Here is a 15,235-nt window from a genome sequence, read left to right on the forward strand (position 1 = left end):
GCGGCCGCCGCCGCGGCGGTGCTGATCGCGGTGCCGGTGACGGCCGCGGTCACCGACCGCGCTACCGCGCCCGTCCAGCAGGTGGTGGCGCAGGGGCCGCTGGAATCACCGGACCCGATCCCGATCACCGCGACCTTCGAACTGCTCGCGGTGAACGGGGAATCGCGCGTGGACATGTGGTGCGCTTACGCGGCCAGCGACTACGCCTATCAGTGGCGGCTGTCGCTGTGGGTGGTGCGCACGGACGGCACCGAGTCCAAGCTGGCGGAGTGGACCGCTGCGCCCGGACAGGAATTCACCCCGGACGGAACGACTTCCGTCCCCCCGGACCGGTTGCGGACCATCGAGGTGCGCGACGACGCGGGGCGGGTGCTGCTGTCGGCGGTACTCGAACAGTGACCGGACGCGGCGAAACCTCCTGCCGCGGCAGGAGGTTTCGCTCGGTCGATCAGTTGGCGCGCTTGCGGAACATCGCATTCGACCAGAGGTAGCCGAGCACCGCGAGGGCTACGCACCAGGCGATGGCCAGGATGCCGTTCTTGCCGATCTCGGTGCCCATGAGCAGACCGCGCAGGGTTTCGGTGATCGGTGAGAAGGGTTGGTACTCGGCGAACTGCCGCACCCCGGCGGGCATGGTGTCGGTGGGCACCAGACCGCTGCCGAGGAAGGGCAGCATGGTGATGGGCAGCGGCAGATTGCCCGCGCTCTCCGGAGTCTGGGCGACCAGGCCGATGCCGACTGCCAGCCAGTTCAGGGCAATGGTCACGAGCAGGATCAGGCCTAGGGCCGCGAGCCATTCCAGCGGATTCGCGTTCGTCCGGAAGCCGACGGCGAAGGCCACCAGGGTCATCACGATCACGCCGAGCAGCGCCTGCACGGCGGTGCCGATGACCTGGCCGTTCAGCATGGCCGACTGCGAGATCGACATGGAGCGGAACCTGTTGACGATGCCCTTGGTCATATCGCTGGCCACCATGACGGCCAAGCCCGCGCAGACGAATGCCGGGACCATCAGCATCATGCCGGGGGCCAGGTAGTCGATGTATTTCGCGTCCCCGGTGGCCGCCTTGAGCGCGCCGCCGAAGATGTAGTTGAACATCAGCAGCAGAATGATCGGCATCAGGACGACGCTGGCCGCCAGCCCGGGATAGCGCTTGGCGTGCAGCAGATTCCGGCGCAGCATCGTCGTGGTGTCGGCGATGCCGTGCGATCTGGTGTCATAGGTCCGGGTCGCGGTCGTCACGGTGCTCATCGCACGATCTCCTGTTCGATGCGGTCGGTGTCGGCTTGGTCGGATTCGGCGCGGTCGGTGTCGGCCGGTTCGGAGCCGGTCAGGGCGAGGAAGACGTCGTCGAGATCGGGAGTGTGCACGGACAGTCCCTCGGGTTCGATGCGCTCGGCGTCGAGGCGGTCCAGCACCTCGCGCACCGAACGAACACCGCCGTCGCTGGGAATCGCGAGGGTCAGGTCGCCATTGACCTGTGCGGCGCCGCCGAACACCCGGGCCGCGGCGGTCAATCCGTCCCGGTCGGCGAAGTCGAGGCGGATGTAGCCGCCGGGGACGAGGCGCTTGAGTTCGTCCGCGGTGCCCTCCGCGACGATGCGGCCGCCGTGCAGCACCGCGATGCGATCGGCCAACTGATCGGCCTCCTCCAGGTACTGCGTGGTGAGCAGCACGGTGACGCCACCCGCGACCAGGTCGCGCACGATCTCCCAGACCACACGGCGGCTGCGCGGATCCAGTCCGACGGTGGGCTCGTCGAGGAAGATGATGCGCGGACCGCCGACCAGGGTCATGGCCAGGTCCAGGCGGCGGGTCATGCCGCCGGAATAGCTGCTCGCGGGCTTGTCGGCGGCCTCCTCGAGGTCGAAGCGGCGCAGCAGCTCGTCGGCGATGGCGGCGCTCTCGCTACGCGGCAGATGGTGGAGGTCGCCCATGAGCAGCAGGTTCTCGCGGCCGGTGAGCAGTTCGTCGACGGCGGCGAACTGGCCGGTGACCCCGATGGCCGAGCGCACTCCGGCGGGCTCGGTCGCGAGGTCGTACCCGTCGACGGTGACCACGCCGCCGTCCGGGCGCAGCAGGGTGGCGAGGATGCGCACGGTAGTGGTCTTGCCCGCGCCATTGGGGCCGAGCAGGGCGAAGATGGTGCCCTCGGGGACCTGGAGGTCTATCCGATCGAGCACGATGTGTTCACCGAAGGATTTGCACAAGCCGTCGGCCAGGATGGCCGGGGTGCGGTGTGCGGCGGTCATGGGCGCCTCTCTCATTTTCAGATAAATGGATACGAATAAACGCATGGGTCAGGTAGGCCGTGACAGCCCGGTGGGCCGGTCAAGGTTTGTCGCGTTCGCTATTCGGTTGAGGGAGGGACGTCTCGACTCAGATGTCGAGGTCCTCCACCGGCGGCCGGTCGGCGATATCGGCGACGCGTCGGAACAGCTGGCCGGGGATCAGCCCCCGCAGCTCCTCGATGTCGTCCACGATCGTCAGGTTGTAGTCACCCCAGTCCGGGTCACCGACGCCGAACATGCGTCGCCAGCTCTTCATGTCCTTCAGCGATCCGGTGACCATGTCGTCCCATTTGGCGACATGCTCGTGGGCGACGAACTTTCCCTTACGGCTGCGGTACACCCGCACGTGCTGCTGCGCGACGGTGTCGTTCATGTCGCGCCATTCCCCGAGCAGCGCCCCGGAGAAGCGGACCTGGCGCACACCGTTGTGCCCCACGGGGAGCACAATCTCCTCGAAACCCTCGAGCCGCCCCTCCTCCAGTTCGATGTAGCGACGCAGCGCCGTCACGATCGCACCGGACAGATTGCCGCCGACCAGCTCCTGAGCACGGCTGAACAGCGTCAGGTCGTCATCGGATACATAGATCGTCTTGTTCGGCATGACTTCACTATACGTAGACGTATACGTACACACAAGACCCAGCTTCCCCGCCCCGGTCGGACCGCCGATAGTGCAGCGTTGAACCACTCGGAGATCAGCTCCGTATCTCCCTACACGCGGCGGGCACCGGCTCTCGGCAGCCCGCCGGCATCGAGAGGAACGTGTATGGACAGCGGGGCCCGGGTCGCCGACTACCTGGTTCGAGCCGTTTCGCGACTGGGGATCCGGCATCTGTTCGGCGTGGACGGCGCGAATATCGAAGACCTCTACGACGCCGTATTCGACCACAACGCGTCCATCGGCCCGGATGCCGCCGACGATCGCGTACCGCTCACCGCTGTGGTGGCCAAACACGAATTCTCCGCCGCCACCATGGCCGACGGCTACGCCCGCTCCACCGCCGGACTCGGCGTGGTCGTCGCGACCTCCGGCGGCGGCGCGGTGAACCTGGTCGCCGGACTGGCCGAATCCTTCGCCTCCCGGGTTCCCGTCCTCGCGCTCGTCGGGCAGCCCCCGACGGTCCTGGAAGGCAGGGGCGCCTTCCAGGACTCCAGCGGTCGAGCGGGGGCATTCGACGCCGTGCGGTTGTTCTCACCCCTCACCCGCTACTGCGCGCGCGTCGAATCCCCCGCCGACCTCCCGGCACAGCTGTACGACGCGGTGGCGGCGGCCCGGTCCGGTGGCCCCGCAGTGCTGTTGCTGCCCAAGGACATTCAGCAGGCCGAGCTGTCGACGCCGCCCGAATTCCAACCGCCCGCACGGGCGCACCGCCGCGATCACGACGGGCTGGAGCGGGTGCTGCGGGCGCTGCGCACCGCCCGCCGCACCGGCAAGGTGGTGATCATCGCCGGTGACCAGATCGCCCGCGACGACGCCCGCGACGAATTGGCCCGGCTCGCACGCCTGCTCGACGCCTCGGTCGGCGTCGCGCCCGACGCCAAGGACGTCTACGACCACCACGCGCCCGGATACTGCGGGGTGGCTGGCAGCATGGGGCACCCCGAACTGCTCGACGCCCTGCACCGGGCGGAGCTGTGCCTGCTCGTCGGCACCCGGATGCCGATCACGGCACGGGCCGGGCTGGAGGACGCGCTGAGCGCGGTCACGCTGGCCGGTATCGGAGCCGAACCACCGTTCCTGCCCGGCCTGCACGCCCACACCACCGAACTGGCCACCACTCTCGCCGACCTGTGCACCGATCTCACCCGCCCCAGCCTCACCCAGCCCCACGGCGACCTCACCCGCGCCAACGGCGGAACCGCACCCGCCGTCCGCGATCCCGGCCACACGGCACGGCAATCCGATGTTGTGACAAGCGAGTCCGCGACCACGGACGTGCCGCGCGGTTCCGGATCGGAATTGCCGACGACCGCCGCGGAGTGGCGGGTGAACATGCTCACCCCGCTCGACGTCCCACCGTCCGACGGACCCGGCCTGCGGTATCGCGCCATCGTCGAGGCCGTCAACGACGCGCTGCCCGACGGCACGGACGTCTTCGCCGACGCGGGCAATACCGGTGCGTCGGTGGTCCACCATCTGCGCATGCCGCGCGGCGGCCGCTTCACCGTCGCGCTGGGCATGGGCGGTATGGGGTACGCGTTCGGAGCCGGAATCGGGTCCGCCTTCGCCCGGTGCCGCCGCGCCGACGGCGAGGTGCGGCACACCGTCGTCATCGCCGGAGACGGCGCGTTCTTCATGCACGGCATGGAGATTCACACCGCCGTCGAACACCGGCTGCCCATCACCTTCGTGGTGCTCAACAACAACGCGCACGCCATGTGCATCACCCGCGAACAGCTCTTCTACGGAGACCGCTACAGCTACAACCGTTTTCGACCCGCCGATATCGGCGCGGGCGTGGCCGCCATGTTCTCGGGCCTGCGCACCCACCGACCCACCACCCTCGCCGAACTGGCCGCGACGCTGCGCCGGTGCGTCGAGACCCCGGGGCCCTCGTTCGTGGCCGTGGACTGCGATCCGGACGAGATTCCCCCGTTCACCCCCTTCCTGACCGCTTCGAGGAGGCTCCCTTGACCACCGCCCTGCCCGCTCTCAGCGATATTCCGGAGGAGGTGGTGCCCGGAGTGCTGCGGATCGAGAACTCCGACCGGGAGACCACCACACCGATCATCATGGACATGCTGCGGTCGGTATATCCGCACGATCAGATCTTCGGGCAGTACTGTCCGGTCCAGGACTACATCGCCGCGCCGCCCCGGGAGGTCTACGAATACCTCGCGGACACCAGGAGTCTGGAGGAGTGGACCTACAGTCTGCGCGGCTTCACCGAGACCGAGGAGCCGGGGCTGTGGTTGGCCGCCGACCGGCTGGGTCCGAATACGAAGATCTACACCCGCACCGTCGCCAATCCGGACGCCATGACGGTGGACTACCACTGTGCCTGGGATCAGGGCGAACACCTGTGGATGATCTACCTGATGCGCGTGGTCGACGCCCAGGTGGTGTTGAACAAGCCGGGATCGGTGGTGCTGTGGACTAATTGCCGCCACCCGTTCTACGACGAGAACCCCTATCCGGAGGCCGCGCCCCCGGGCCGCTCGGTCTGGGTGGGTGACTTCTGGGAGATGTTCTCCGCCGGGCACAAGCTCGAACTCGACAATCTCAAGGCGATCTGCGAATACCGTGCCGCGCACGGCCTGCCGATCAAGCCCGACTGGATGAAGTGAGGTAGCGCAGTGGATTTCACCGACCCGGAGCTCGCACTGCCACCGGTCAGCCTGGTGGACGTGGCGAGTTATCTGCCCGGCGACCCGGTCGGCACCGAGTACTTCACCCGGTTCTCCCGCTCGGAGCGGATGGCGAAGAACGTCATGTTCCGCGCTCCGCGCGCCCGCCATCACATCGGCCGTGACGAGACCGCGGTGGACATGGTGGAGCGTGCCGTGCAACCACTCATCGAACGCCATGGGCGCGAATACATCTCGTCGATCGACATCCTGCTCACCCATACCCAGCTGCCGGACAATCCCGTGCTGGGGGCCGGTCCCGAGGTCGCGCGGCGGCTGGGTATGCGCCCGCGACACGTGATCGACGTGCACAACGGCGGCTGCGCGGCGTTCGTGCACATGATGTCGCTCGCACGGGATCTCATGCGCGCCACCGACGCCCGCACCGCGCTCATCGCCGCCACCCAGAACTGCGCCGGACCGGTCTTCACCCAGTCCGAGATTCGTGGCAAGGCACAAGCCCCGGTGCCCGGTGACGGCTGCGGCGTGGGCCTGCTGGTGAAGGACAACAGCGCGCCCATTCTGGATGTCGAATGCCGTACCTATCCCGAATTCGCCGGGGATATGGACTTCTCCACCGGTTCCGAGCGCAAGTACTGGGAGCCGGGCGAGGGGCAGGGCTGTGTGACCTTCAGCGAATCCAAGATCACCAAGGTGTTCGCGCGCGGCAATCGGCTGGTGCCCGAGGTGGCGCTGGCGGTCTGCGACCGCATCGGGGTGAAGGGCCGCGATATCGACACCTTCGTCACCAATCAGCCGAACCGGCTGTTCCTACGCAACTGGCACGACGCCCTGGAACTGCCCGCCGAACGTCACCCCGACACCTTCGACGAATGCGGAAACCTGTTCGCCGCGGCCATTCCCGTCACCCTCGACACGGAGCAGCGGGCGGGGCGGCTGCGGCCCGGATCGGTGGTGCTCCTGTCGGCCTTCGCCCACGCCGGGGATTTCGCGGGCGCGGCGGCCGTGCGCTGGGGTGCGGTCGGATGACCGCGCTGCCGGTGCCCGGCACCCCGGAACCGGGTGGCGCACCGGTTCGCTACGACCTGAGTCTGAGCGAGAATCCCTTTCCCCCACTGCCTTCGGTGCTGCGGGCGCTGAGTGCGGAACTGCCCCGCACGAATCTGTACCCGGAGTTCGAGCCGCGGCGGCTGCCGCGGCTCATCGCCGAGCACGTGGGGGTGACGCCGGACCAGGTGGTGGTCGGGACCGGAGCCACCGGGGTGACCATGCAGATCATGCAGACCCTGGCCGCCCCCGGCCGTCGCATGGTGTTCGCGACGCCCACCTTCGACGGCTACCCGATCATGGCGGCCATGACCGGGCTGGAATCGGTGGGCATACCGCTGGATTCGTCCGGTCGGCAGCGACTGTGGGAGATGGCCGCGGCGATCGACGACCGCACCGATCTGGTGGCGGTGTGCCGCCCGCACAATCCCACCGGAACCGTGGTCTCCGGCAGCGAGCTGAAGGCGTTCCTGCACGCGGTGCCCGCCCGGATACCGGTGATCCTGGACGAGGCGTACGTCGAATTCCTCGGGGCGGCCGATGTTCTCGACGTGGTCGAGCTGGCCCGGCGACATCCGAACCTGCTCGTGCTGCGCACCTTCTCCAAGGCGTACGGGCTGGCCGGACTGCGGGTCGGCTATGCCTTCGGGTCCGAGGAACTGATGCGGCGGGTGCGGCGGCTGCAACTGCCGTTCGGGATGCCGAGCGGCGCGGTGGCGGCGGTGGCGGCCTCCTACGCGGCGGACGACGAACTCGCGATGCGTGTGCTGCGCATCACCACCGAGCGGGAACTGCTGCGGACCCGGCTGCGCCGCAGCGGTATCCGGGTTCCGCGCGGCAGCGGCAACTTCCTCTATCTGCCGGGCAGCGATGTCGCGGCCGCGCTGGCGCGGGCCGGGATCGTGGCCAAACGCTATCCGGACGGCAGCGCGCGCATCGCGGTCGGCGAGCCCGCGGCCGGACGGGCGGTGCTTCGGGCGCTCACCCACGGGCCGGGGGCGGCGCGCCGCCCGCTCTCGCCCGAGGACAGTATCCGTGCCCGCACCGTGCGCGCGGCTGACGACCTCAGTCGGCGGTCCGCGCCCACCGCTGCGCCAGGGCCGCGCAGGTGATCAGCTGCACCTGGTGAAAGATCATGAGCGGCAGCACGATCAGGCCGACCGGCGCGCCCGCGAAGAGCACCGTGGCCATGGGCAGACCCGTGGCCAGGCTCTTCTTCGAACCGCAGAACACCACCACGATCCGGTCGGCCCGATCGAACTTCGCGAGATCGCCCACGAAGGCCGTCGCCGCCAGCACGATGGCCAGCAGCACACAGCACACGGCGGTGAGTCCGACGATCCGCCACGGCGACATGGACTGCCAGATGCCCTCCACCATGCCCGCGCTGAACGCGCTGTACACCACCAGCAGGATCGAGCCGCGGTCCACCAGTTTGGTGGATTCGGCGTGGCGCACCATCCAGCCGGAGATCTTGGGCCGCAGCAACTGTCCGGCGATGAACGGCACCAGCAGTTGCAGCACGATGTCCACGATCGCGCCGGGATCGACCTCGGCCTGGCCGGTGGTGTTCATGAGCAGGAGCACCAGCGCCGGGGTCAGGAAGACGCCCAGCAGATTCGACAGGGTGGCGCTGACGATGGCCCCCGCCACATTGCCCCTGGCGATGGAGGTGAACGCTATGGAGGACTGCACGGTGGAGGGCACCAGGGTCAGGAAGAGCAGACCCGTGTACAGATCCTCGGTGAGCACGGTCGGGACCAGCACGTGGGAGGCCAGGCCGAGCAGCGGGAACAGCACGAAGGTGCAGGCCAGCACGGTGAGGTGCAGACGCCAGTGGGTGAGACCGGCCAGCGCTTCCCGCGGGTGCAGGCGCGCGCCGTACAGCAGGAACAGCAATGCGATGGCAATTTTGGTCAGCCAGCCCACCACCTCCGCGCCGTCACCCCGGGCCGGAAAGACACTGGCCAGGACGACTACCGCGAGTATCGACAGGATGAACCCGTCGATGTAGAACTTGCTGAGAAATCGCACCGGTCGAGATTAGTCCTGAATGTCGGACCGCTCGGTCGCGGAGGTTTGAAATGATGCGTGAGTGCTAATGTCAATATGAGTTAGCTGACAGGACCGGAATGCTTCGGAAAGGAACCTCGATGACAATGGCTCACGCAGTTCACGAAGCGCACGACCACAAGCACGGCCCCGAATGCGGACACGTTGCCGTACCGCACGGCGATCACACCGACTACGCCCACGACGGCCACCTGCACCGCGCCCACGACGGGCACTACGACGAATGCGAGCCCGCCGGGCACGCCGCGCACGACGCCCACGAGCACGCCCACGGCGAGGGCTGCGGCCACGTGGCCGTGCCGCACGGGGACCATGTGGACTACATTCACGACGGCCACCGCCACGCCGCACACGATGGGCATTACGACGAGCACTGAGTACCGACCGAATCCCGCGCCCGCGACGGGGACGGCCAGCCGCGAGCTGGTTCGCTTCACCCTCGCCGGGCGCGAGTTCGTAGTGCGGCAGACCATTGTCGAACCCGGTGGCCAGAGCGGCTGGCACTATCACGACGGCACGCTGTTCGTGCTGGTCACCGGGGGCGACCTCGACCACCCGTGGACCGATTGCGTACCGCTCACCCATCGGCGCGGGCGTATCTTCCGAGAGCCCAGCGGACCGGAACACGCGCATCTGGCGCGCAATCTCGGGACGAAACCGCTGCGGCTGACCGTCCTCTACGTCAATCCGGCCGGAAGTCCACTGTCGCGCGGTATCCCTCCCCCGCCCTGCGCGCGCTGAACGACGACTCCGGCATGCTGGCACCATGATCGAGATCGTCACCGTCGCCAGCGAGCGGGACCGGGCCGACGCCTACGCCATTCGCATGGCGGTATTCGTCGAGGAGCAGGGCGTGCCCGCGGAGATCGAACTCGACGAACTCGACGCGACCGCCGACCACTTCCTGGCCCGCCTCGACGGGGAGCCCATCGGGGCCGGTCGGCTGACGCGCCGCGACGACATCGGCGTGCTCGGACGGCTGGCGGTGGCGAAACGGGCGCGTGGCACCGGTTTGGGTGCGGCGCTGGTGCACGCCATCGAGGAGCGGGCGCGCGAGCGGGGACTGGTCGCGGTGGAACTGCACGCGCAGACCCAGGCGCAGGGCTTCTACGAACGGCTCGGCTATTCGGCCTTCGGCGAGCCGGACTGGGAGGACGCGGGGATCGAGCACATCTGGATGCGTAAACCGCTGTGAGCCGCGCAGGCTCGAGGAAGGTCACGGCCGGATGCGTCGCGACGAGGGGAACCAGGTTCGGTGTGAACGGTGCGCCGAAGCCTCGCTCGTATCAGCACGCGGCGGATGGAATCAGTGCGCGGCGGGTTCGCAGGCGTCGCGCAGCGAGCAGGACCCGCAGGCGCTGCCGCAGCCGCCGACCTGCTCGGCCGGTGCCAGCCCCTCGATGGCCTGGGCGGCGGCATTGGCTCCCGCGCCCAGCGTGAGGAAGGCGATCACCGCCGCGCCGCCCGGCACCAGAATCGCGGCGAGACCACCGGCGACCAGCGCCACCACCCCGCCCGCGGCGAGCAGGACCCCGGCCCCGATGGATGTGGGCCCGGCCACCCGATTGGCCAGCCGAAAGGCTTCCTCCGAGGCCAGCGCCTCATCGGTGTGCACCCCGAAGTAACGGTTCCCGGGCAGTGTGCCGGTCAGACCGAGCACCCCGGTGACGACGGCGACCGCCGCCAACACGAACAGGATCATTGCCACCACGAACACTCCAGCAGCGTAGCCCAGGGCCATCGGGACACCGCCGGGCCGGTCGGCGCGTCGACACGGTATGTGACCTGGGGCTCAGTGCGCTACCGACCGGTCCTACCCTTTTTGGGCGGCGGCACCACGACGCTTTACCCTGGTGAGCGACCTTATCGGGGATCGGCTAGAGCAGAAGGCAGGACCGTGCAGGACACTCGTGCGACCGACAGCACCGGCACCATCGAAGCCGGGAACGGAGACGTGCCCGCACACCGCTACAACGCCGACCTCGCGGGACGGATCGAACGCAAGTGGCAGGACAACTGGCGGCAGCGCGGAACCTTCCACGCGCCCAATCCGGTCGGCCCGCTGGCGGGTGACACCCCGGCCGACAAGCTGTTCATCCAGGACATGTTCCCCTACCCCTCGGGCGCGGGCCTGCATGTCGGCCACCCGCTGGGCTACATCGCCACCGACGTCTTCGCCCGCTACCACCGCATGCACGGCCGGAATGTGCTGCACGCCCTGGGCTATGACGCCTTCGGCCTGCCCGCCGAGCAGTACGCGGTGCAGACCGGCGCGCATCCGCGGGTGACCACCGAGTCGAATATCACCACCATGCAGCGGCAGCTGGATCGCCTGGGCCTGGGCCACGATCGCCGCCGCTCCTTCGCCACCACCGATCCCGAGTACTACAGGTGGACGCAGTGGATCTTCCTGCGCATCTACAACGCCTGGTACGACGAGAAGCTGGGTAAGGCCCGTCCGATCGACCAGCTGATCGCGGAGTTCGAGGGCGGCACGCGGTCCGCCGACGGCCGCGATTGGGCCGAGCTGACCGTCGCCGAGCGCAATGCCGTGATCGACTCGTATCGCCTGGTCTACCAGACCGATTCGGTGGTCAACTGGTGCCCGGGGCTGGGCACGGTGCTGTCCAACGAGGAGGTCACCGCCGACGGCCGCTCCGAGCGCGGGAACTTCCCGGTGTTCCGTAAGCGCCTGTGGCAGTGGATGATGCGCATCACCGCGTACTCCGACCGCCTGGTAGACGATCTGGACGAGCTGGACTGGCCGGAGAACGTGAAGGCCATGCAGCGCAACTGGATCGGGCGTTCCCGGGGCGCGCAGGTCACGTTCGAGGCGAACACCGCCGCGGGCGAGGGCGACGCCATCGAGGTGTTCACCACCCGGCCCGACACCCTGTTCGGCGCGACCTATGTGGTGCTGGCGCCCGAACACGAACTGGTGGACCGGCTGACCGCCGCCGACTACCCGGCGGGCACCGATCCGCGCTGGACCTTCGATTCCGCGAATCCCGCCGAAGCCGTTGCGGCCTACCGCAAGTCGATCGCCGCCAAATCGGATCTGGAGCGGCAGGAGAACAAGGAGAAGACCGGCGTCTTCCTGGGCTCGTACGCCACCAATCCGGTGAACGGCGCGCGCGTGCCCGTCTTCATCGCCGATTACGTGCTGAGCGGCTACGGCACCGGCGCGATCATGGCGGTGCCCGGCCACGATCAGCGCGACTGGGAATTCGCCACCGCCTTCGGCCTGCCCATCGTGGAGGTCATCTCCGGCGGCGACATCTCGCAGGGCGCGTACTCCGGTGACGGCCCGCTGGTGAACTCCGGTGAGCTGGACGGCATGACCGTGGAGGCCGCCAAGGCCGCCGTCATCGAGCGGCTGGAGGCCGACGGCCACGGGCACGGCAAGATCCAGTACAAGCTGCGGGACTGGCTGTTCGCGCGGCAGCGCTACTGGGGTGAGCCCTTCCCCATCGTCTACGACGAGGACGGCCAGCCGCACGCGCTGCCGGAATCCATGCTGCCGGTGACGCTGCCGGAGATCGAGGACTTCGCACCGGTCACCTTCGACCCCGACGACGCCGACTCCGAGCCGTCGCCGCCGCTGGCCAAGGCCACGGACTGGGTGAATGTCACCCTGGATCTGGGCGACGGCCCGAAGCGGTACCGCCGCGACACCAATGTCATGCCCAACTGGGCGGGCAGCTCCTGGTACCAGCTGCGCTACGCCGACCCCACCAATGCCGAGGCGTTCTGCGCGCCGGAGAACGAGAAGTACTGGCTGGGACCGCGTACCGCCGAACACGGCCCGAAGGATCCGGGCGGCGTGGATCTGTACGTGGGCGGTGTGGAGCACGCGGTGCTGCACCTGCTGTACGCGCGGTTCTGGCAGAAGGTGCTGTTCGATCTGGGTGACGTGTCCGGCTCCGAGCCGTACCGCCGCCTGTTCAACCAGGGCTACATCCAGGCGTACGCCTACACCGACGAACGCGGTGCCTACATCCCGGCCGCCGAAGTGGTGGAGCGGGACGGCAGGTTCTTCTGGACGCCGCCTGCGGCCGACGGCGAGTCCGGCACCGAGATCGAGGTCTTCCAGGAGTACGGCAAGATCGGCAAGTCGCTGAAGAACGCCATCTCCCCCGACGAGATGTGCGATCTGTACGGCGCGGACACCTTCCGCTTCTACGAGATGTCCATGGGTCCGCTGGACACCTCGCGGCCCTGGGCCACCAAGGACGTCGTCGGTGCGCACCGCTTCCTGCAGCGGGTGTGGCGACTGGTGGTGGACGAGGAGACCGGCGCGGCCAAGGTCACCGACGCCGCACCGTCCGGCGAGACGCTGCGACTGCTGCACAAGACCATCGCCGGGGTGGACGACGACTACGCCAATCTGCGCGACAACACCGCGGGCGCGAAGCTGATCGAGCTGACCAACCATCTGACCAAGCACTACCCCGACGGCGCACCGCGCTCGGTGGCGGAACCGCTGGTGCTGATGCTGGCCCCGATGGCCCCGCACGTCGCCGAGGAACTGTGGGAGCGCCTGGGCCACACCACCGCCCTGGCCCACGGCCCCTTCCCGGTCGCGGATCCCGCACTGCTGGTGGCGGATTCGGTCGAGTACCCGATCCAGGTCAACGGCAAGGTCCGCTCGCGTGTCTCGGTCCCCGCCGACGCCGACAATGCCGCGGTGCAGGCGGCGGCGCTGGCGGACGAGAAGATCGCGGAACTGCTGGGCGGCAAGGAACCCCGCAAGGTGATCGTGGTGCCGGGGCGTTTGGTGAACGTGGTCGCCTGACAGCTGGGACGGCCGGGCTCAGCCACGCCCGGTGGCGCTGCCGTCAGAGTCGCTGCGCCGCGCGGTATTCCGCCGGTGATCGCCCGTGCTGGCGCTTGAAGGCGCGGGAGAAGGCGAACTCCGAGGCGTAGCCGACGCCGTGCGCCACGGCCGCGACGGAGTCCGCGCTGTCGCGGAGCCGCCGGGCGGCCAGCTCCATGCGCCAGCGCGCCAGGTAGGCCAGCGGCGGTTCGCCGACCAAGGCGCTGAACCGCCGGGCGAGGGTGGCGCGGGAGACGCCGACCTCGGCCGCGAGTTCTTCCACGGTCCAAGGGCGAGCGGGGCTTTCGTGCAGCAGCGCCATGGCCTTGGCGATCTCCGGATCGCGCAGTGCCATGAGCCAGGAGGCCCCGTCCTCGGCGCGGTGCTCGGTCCACACCCGCAGCGCCTGCACGAACAGCACATCGACGAGCCGGTCGGTGACGGTCTGGGTGCCGGGCCGGTCCTCACCGATTTCGGCGGTGAGCATGCGCAGCGTGTCGGCGAGTTCACGGCCGGCCGCCGATTGGTCGGCGGGCAGGTGCACCAGCGGCGGCAGCAGGCGCATCAGCGGATGCGCCGGGTAGGCGTCGTAACGGTAAGAGCCGCAGACGATCCGGGTCTCGCAGCCGTCACCGGGCAGCCGGATGACGCGCTGGCCGGGCGACGGCGCGATCCGCTCGAACGGCAGCAGCGGTACCTCCGGTGAACTGCACAGGGCATGTCCCGAACCCATGGGCAGCAGCGTGAAATCACCCGCCGCCAACTGCACCGGACGTTCGCCGGGCAGCCGTATCCAGCAGCTGCCGCGCACCACAGCGTGGAAGGCGGCCTTGGGCATATCGTCGAGCTGAATGCCCCAGGGCGCGGCCGCCCGCAGCTGCGCGGTCACCGCCCCACCGACCTTGGTTGCCGCGAGTACATCGGTGAGCACATCCATGCGGCTCATCCTATGAGACGATCTGCTATGTATCAGCGCGTCTGGGTCATGGTCCGTGCGGACCACGCCGCATAGCGTCTACGCCATGGGAAATACATACGCGGAACAGGTAATTCGCATGTACGAGCAGATGCGTGGCACGGTACCGGAGGAGCTGGTCGCCCGGCTGCATCGCAATGCCGAAAAGCTCAGCCCGCTGGGCGACAAGGCTCTACAGGTGGGGGACCGAGCTCCCGATTTCACCCTCCCGGGCGCGACCGGCGCGGAGTTCACCCTCTCCGACGCCCTGCGCTCCGGACCGGTGGTGCTGACCTTCTACCGGGGCAACTGGTGCCCCTACTGCAATCTCGAACTGCGCGTTTTGCAGTCCAGGATCGACGACTTCCGAGCCCTCGGTGCCCGCCTGGTCGCCATTTCCCCACAGTCCCCTGATGATTCGCTCTCCATGACCGAGAAGCACGAGCTCGACTTCGATGTGCTCTCCGACGGCGGCAATCGGATCGCGGCCGACTACGGGCTGCTCTTCACCGTGGACGAGGCGATCCGCGCCGACTATCTGACCGTCGGCGCGGACCTCTCCGCCGGAGACTGGGAGCTGCCCGTCCCTGCCACCTATGTCATCAGCTCGGACGGCCGCATCGTGTACGCCTTCACCGACGGTGACTACCGCCAGCGCGCCGAGCCCGAGGACATCCTCACGGCCCTGCGTCAGCACTTCTCCCAGTAGCCCGGGCGCTGGCGGCCGATGACCGCGGTCGCCC

General features: G+C 68.6%; 15 protein-coding genes and 1 pseudogene. 10 read left to right on the plus strand and 6 right to left on the minus strand.

Annotated features, from left to right (window positions below; genetic code table 11):
• Nucleotides 1-399: pseudogene (locus ON31_RS28795) on the plus strand (zf-HC2 domain-containing protein); the annotation flags it as partial.
• A gap of 49 nt (nucleotides 400-448) precedes the next feature.
• Here ON31_RS28795 and ON31_RS28800 read toward each other — a convergent pair.
• From ON31_RS28800 to ON31_RS28810, 3 genes are all read right to left on the minus strand, one after another.
• Nucleotides 449-1,252, minus strand: coding sequence for an ABC transporter permease (locus ON31_RS28800; RefSeq protein ID WP_051037898.1), 804 nt, complete (start codon nucleotides 1,250-1,252; stop codon nucleotides 449-451).
• Nucleotides 1,249-2,253 carry a daunorubicin resistance protein DrrA family ABC transporter ATP-binding protein gene (locus tag ON31_RS28805; RefSeq protein ID WP_039818122.1) on the minus strand — a complete coding sequence of 335 codons (1,005 nt, stop codon included), beginning with the start codon at nucleotides 2,251-2,253 and terminating at the stop codon, nucleotides 1,249-1,251. Before ON31_RS28805 ends, ON31_RS28800 begins: the two co-directional genes overlap by 4 nt.
• 127 nt (nucleotides 2,254-2,380) lie before the next feature.
• Nucleotides 2,381-2,893, minus strand: coding sequence for an EXLDI protein (locus ON31_RS28810; protein ID WP_039818124.1), 513 nt, complete (start codon nucleotides 2,891-2,893; stop codon nucleotides 2,381-2,383).
• A 165-nt stretch (nucleotides 2,894-3,058) separates the two neighbouring features.
• Here ON31_RS28810 and ON31_RS28815 point away from each other — a divergent pair, with 165 nt between their 5' ends.
• Genes ON31_RS28815 through ON31_RS28830 form a run of 4 tightly spaced genes read left to right on the plus strand, consistent with a single transcriptional unit; the run spans nucleotide 3,059 to nucleotide 7,760 of the window.
• Entirely contained in the window at nucleotides 3,059-4,927 is a 1,869-nt protein-coding gene (locus ON31_RS28815; RefSeq protein ID WP_039818125.1) for a thiamine pyrophosphate-binding protein, read from the plus strand.
• Nucleotides 4,924-5,580 carry a DUF8713 domain-containing protein gene (locus ON31_RS28820; RefSeq protein WP_039818127.1) on the plus strand — a complete coding sequence of 219 codons (657 nt, stop codon included), beginning with the start codon at nucleotides 4,924-4,926 and terminating at the stop codon, nucleotides 5,578-5,580. The genes ON31_RS28815 and ON31_RS28820 overlap by 4 nt, the downstream gene beginning before the upstream one ends.
• Before the next feature lie 36 nt (nucleotides 5,581-5,616).
• A complete protein-coding gene (locus ON31_RS28825; RefSeq protein ID WP_039818176.1) occupies nucleotides 5,617-6,630 on the plus strand; it encodes a 3-oxoacyl-ACP synthase III family protein in 1,014 nt (337 codons plus the stop codon).
• Nucleotides 6,627-7,760, plus strand: coding sequence for an aminotransferase class I/II-fold pyridoxal phosphate-dependent enzyme (locus ON31_RS28830; protein WP_063821585.1), 1,134 nt, complete (start codon nucleotides 6,627-6,629; stop codon nucleotides 7,758-7,760). The genes ON31_RS28825 and ON31_RS28830 overlap by 4 nt, the downstream gene beginning before the upstream one ends.
• Here the strand turns inward: ON31_RS28830 and ON31_RS28835 are convergent.
• Nucleotides 7,714-8,682, minus strand: coding sequence for a bile acid:sodium symporter family protein (locus ON31_RS28835; RefSeq protein WP_039818128.1), 969 nt, complete (start codon nucleotides 8,680-8,682; stop codon nucleotides 7,714-7,716). The two genes, ON31_RS28830 and ON31_RS28835, sit on opposite strands and share 47 nt — an antisense overlap.
• A gap of 125 nt (nucleotides 8,683-8,807) precedes the next feature.
• On the opposite strand from ON31_RS28835, the gene ON31_RS35925 reads away from it, so the two are divergent.
• Genes ON31_RS35925 through ON31_RS28850 form a run of 3 tightly spaced genes read left to right on the plus strand, consistent with a single transcriptional unit; the run spans nucleotide 8,808 to nucleotide 9,916 of the window.
• Entirely contained in the window at nucleotides 8,808-9,098 is a 291-nt protein-coding gene (locus ON31_RS35925) for a hypothetical protein (protein WP_200881382.1), read from the plus strand.
• Nucleotides 9,076-9,462, plus strand: a complete 387-nt coding sequence (locus ON31_RS28845; RefSeq protein WP_039818130.1) for a cupin domain-containing protein — start codon at nucleotides 9,076-9,078, stop codon at nucleotides 9,460-9,462. Before ON31_RS35925 ends, ON31_RS28845 begins: the two co-directional genes overlap by 23 nt.
• 25 nt (nucleotides 9,463-9,487) lie before the next feature.
• Nucleotides 9,488-9,916, plus strand: a complete 429-nt coding sequence (locus ON31_RS28850) for a GNAT family N-acetyltransferase (RefSeq protein ID WP_039818131.1) — start codon at nucleotides 9,488-9,490, stop codon at nucleotides 9,914-9,916.
• A gap of 111 nt (nucleotides 9,917-10,027) precedes the next feature.
• Here ON31_RS28850 and ON31_RS28855 read toward each other — a convergent pair whose 3' ends face one another.
• The gene (locus ON31_RS28855; protein WP_039818179.1) at nucleotides 10,028-10,438 is read right to left on the minus strand and encodes an SdpI family protein; all 411 of its coding nucleotides are present in this window, start codon (nucleotides 10,436-10,438) and stop codon (nucleotides 10,028-10,030) included.
• Nucleotides 10,439-10,618: 180 nt separating this feature from the next.
• On the opposite strand from ON31_RS28855, the gene leuS reads away from it, so the two are divergent.
• On the plus strand, nucleotides 10,619-13,516 hold the full coding sequence (gene leuS / locus ON31_RS28860; protein WP_051037899.1) for a leucine--tRNA ligase: 2,898 nt from the start codon (nucleotides 10,619-10,621) through the stop codon (nucleotides 13,514-13,516).
• A 43-nt stretch (nucleotides 13,517-13,559) separates the two neighbouring features.
• Here the strand turns inward: leuS and ON31_RS28865 are convergent, their stop codons facing one another.
• Nucleotides 13,560-14,474 (minus strand): AraC family transcriptional regulator, encoded by a 915-nt coding sequence (locus tag ON31_RS28865; RefSeq protein ID WP_039818132.1) that lies wholly within the window; start codon nucleotides 14,472-14,474, stop codon nucleotides 13,560-13,562.
• Between the two features lie 85 nt (nucleotides 14,475-14,559).
• On the opposite strand from ON31_RS28865, the gene ON31_RS28870 reads away from it, so the two are divergent.
• Nucleotides 14,560-15,201 carry a peroxiredoxin-like family protein gene (locus ON31_RS28870; protein ID WP_063821586.1) on the plus strand — a complete coding sequence of 214 codons (642 nt, stop codon included), beginning with the start codon at nucleotides 14,560-14,562 and terminating at the stop codon, nucleotides 15,199-15,201.
• Nucleotides 15,202-15,235: the final 34 nt, after the last annotated feature.

Origin of the sequence: Nocardia otitidiscaviarum NBRC 14405, assembly GCF_000308635.1 — a bacterium.
Classification (GTDB): Bacteria; Actinomycetota; Actinomycetes; order Mycobacteriales; family Mycobacteriaceae; genus Nocardia; species Nocardia otitidiscaviarum.

Bases quoted from the DNA above. Each gene is read 5' to 3' on its own strand.
- ON31_RS28800 (WP_051037898.1), bottom strand. From the start codon at position 1,252: ATGAGCACCGTGACGACCGCGACCCGGACCTATGACACCAGATCGCAC.
- ON31_RS28805 (WP_039818122.1), bottom strand. From the start codon at position 2,253: ATGACCGCCGCACACCGCACCCCGGCCATCCTGGCCGACGGCTTGTGC.
- ON31_RS28810 (WP_039818124.1), bottom strand. From the start codon at position 2,893: ATGCCGAACAAGACGATCTATGTATCCGATGACGACCTGACGCTGTTC.
- ON31_RS28815 (WP_039818125.1), top strand. From the start codon at position 3,059: ATGGACAGCGGGGCCCGGGTCGCCGACTACCTGGTTCGAGCCGTTTCG.
- ON31_RS28830 (WP_063821585.1), top strand. From the start codon at position 6,627: ATGACCGCGCTGCCGGTGCCCGGCACCCCGGAACCGGGTGGCGCACCG.
- ON31_RS35925 (WP_200881382.1), top strand. From the start codon at position 8,808: ATGGCTCACGCAGTTCACGAAGCGCACGACCACAAGCACGGCCCCGAA.
- ON31_RS28845 (WP_039818130.1), top strand. From the start codon at position 9,076: ATGGGCATTACGACGAGCACTGAGTACCGACCGAATCCCGCGCCCGCG.
- ON31_RS28850 (WP_039818131.1), top strand. From the start codon at position 9,488: ATGATCGAGATCGTCACCGTCGCCAGCGAGCGGGACCGGGCCGACGCC.
- ON31_RS28865 (WP_039818132.1), bottom strand. From the start codon at position 14,474: ATGGATGTGCTCACCGATGTACTCGCGGCAACCAAGGTCGGTGGGGCG.
- ON31_RS28870 (WP_063821586.1), top strand. From the start codon at position 14,560: ATGGGAAATACATACGCGGAACAGGTAATTCGCATGTACGAGCAGATG.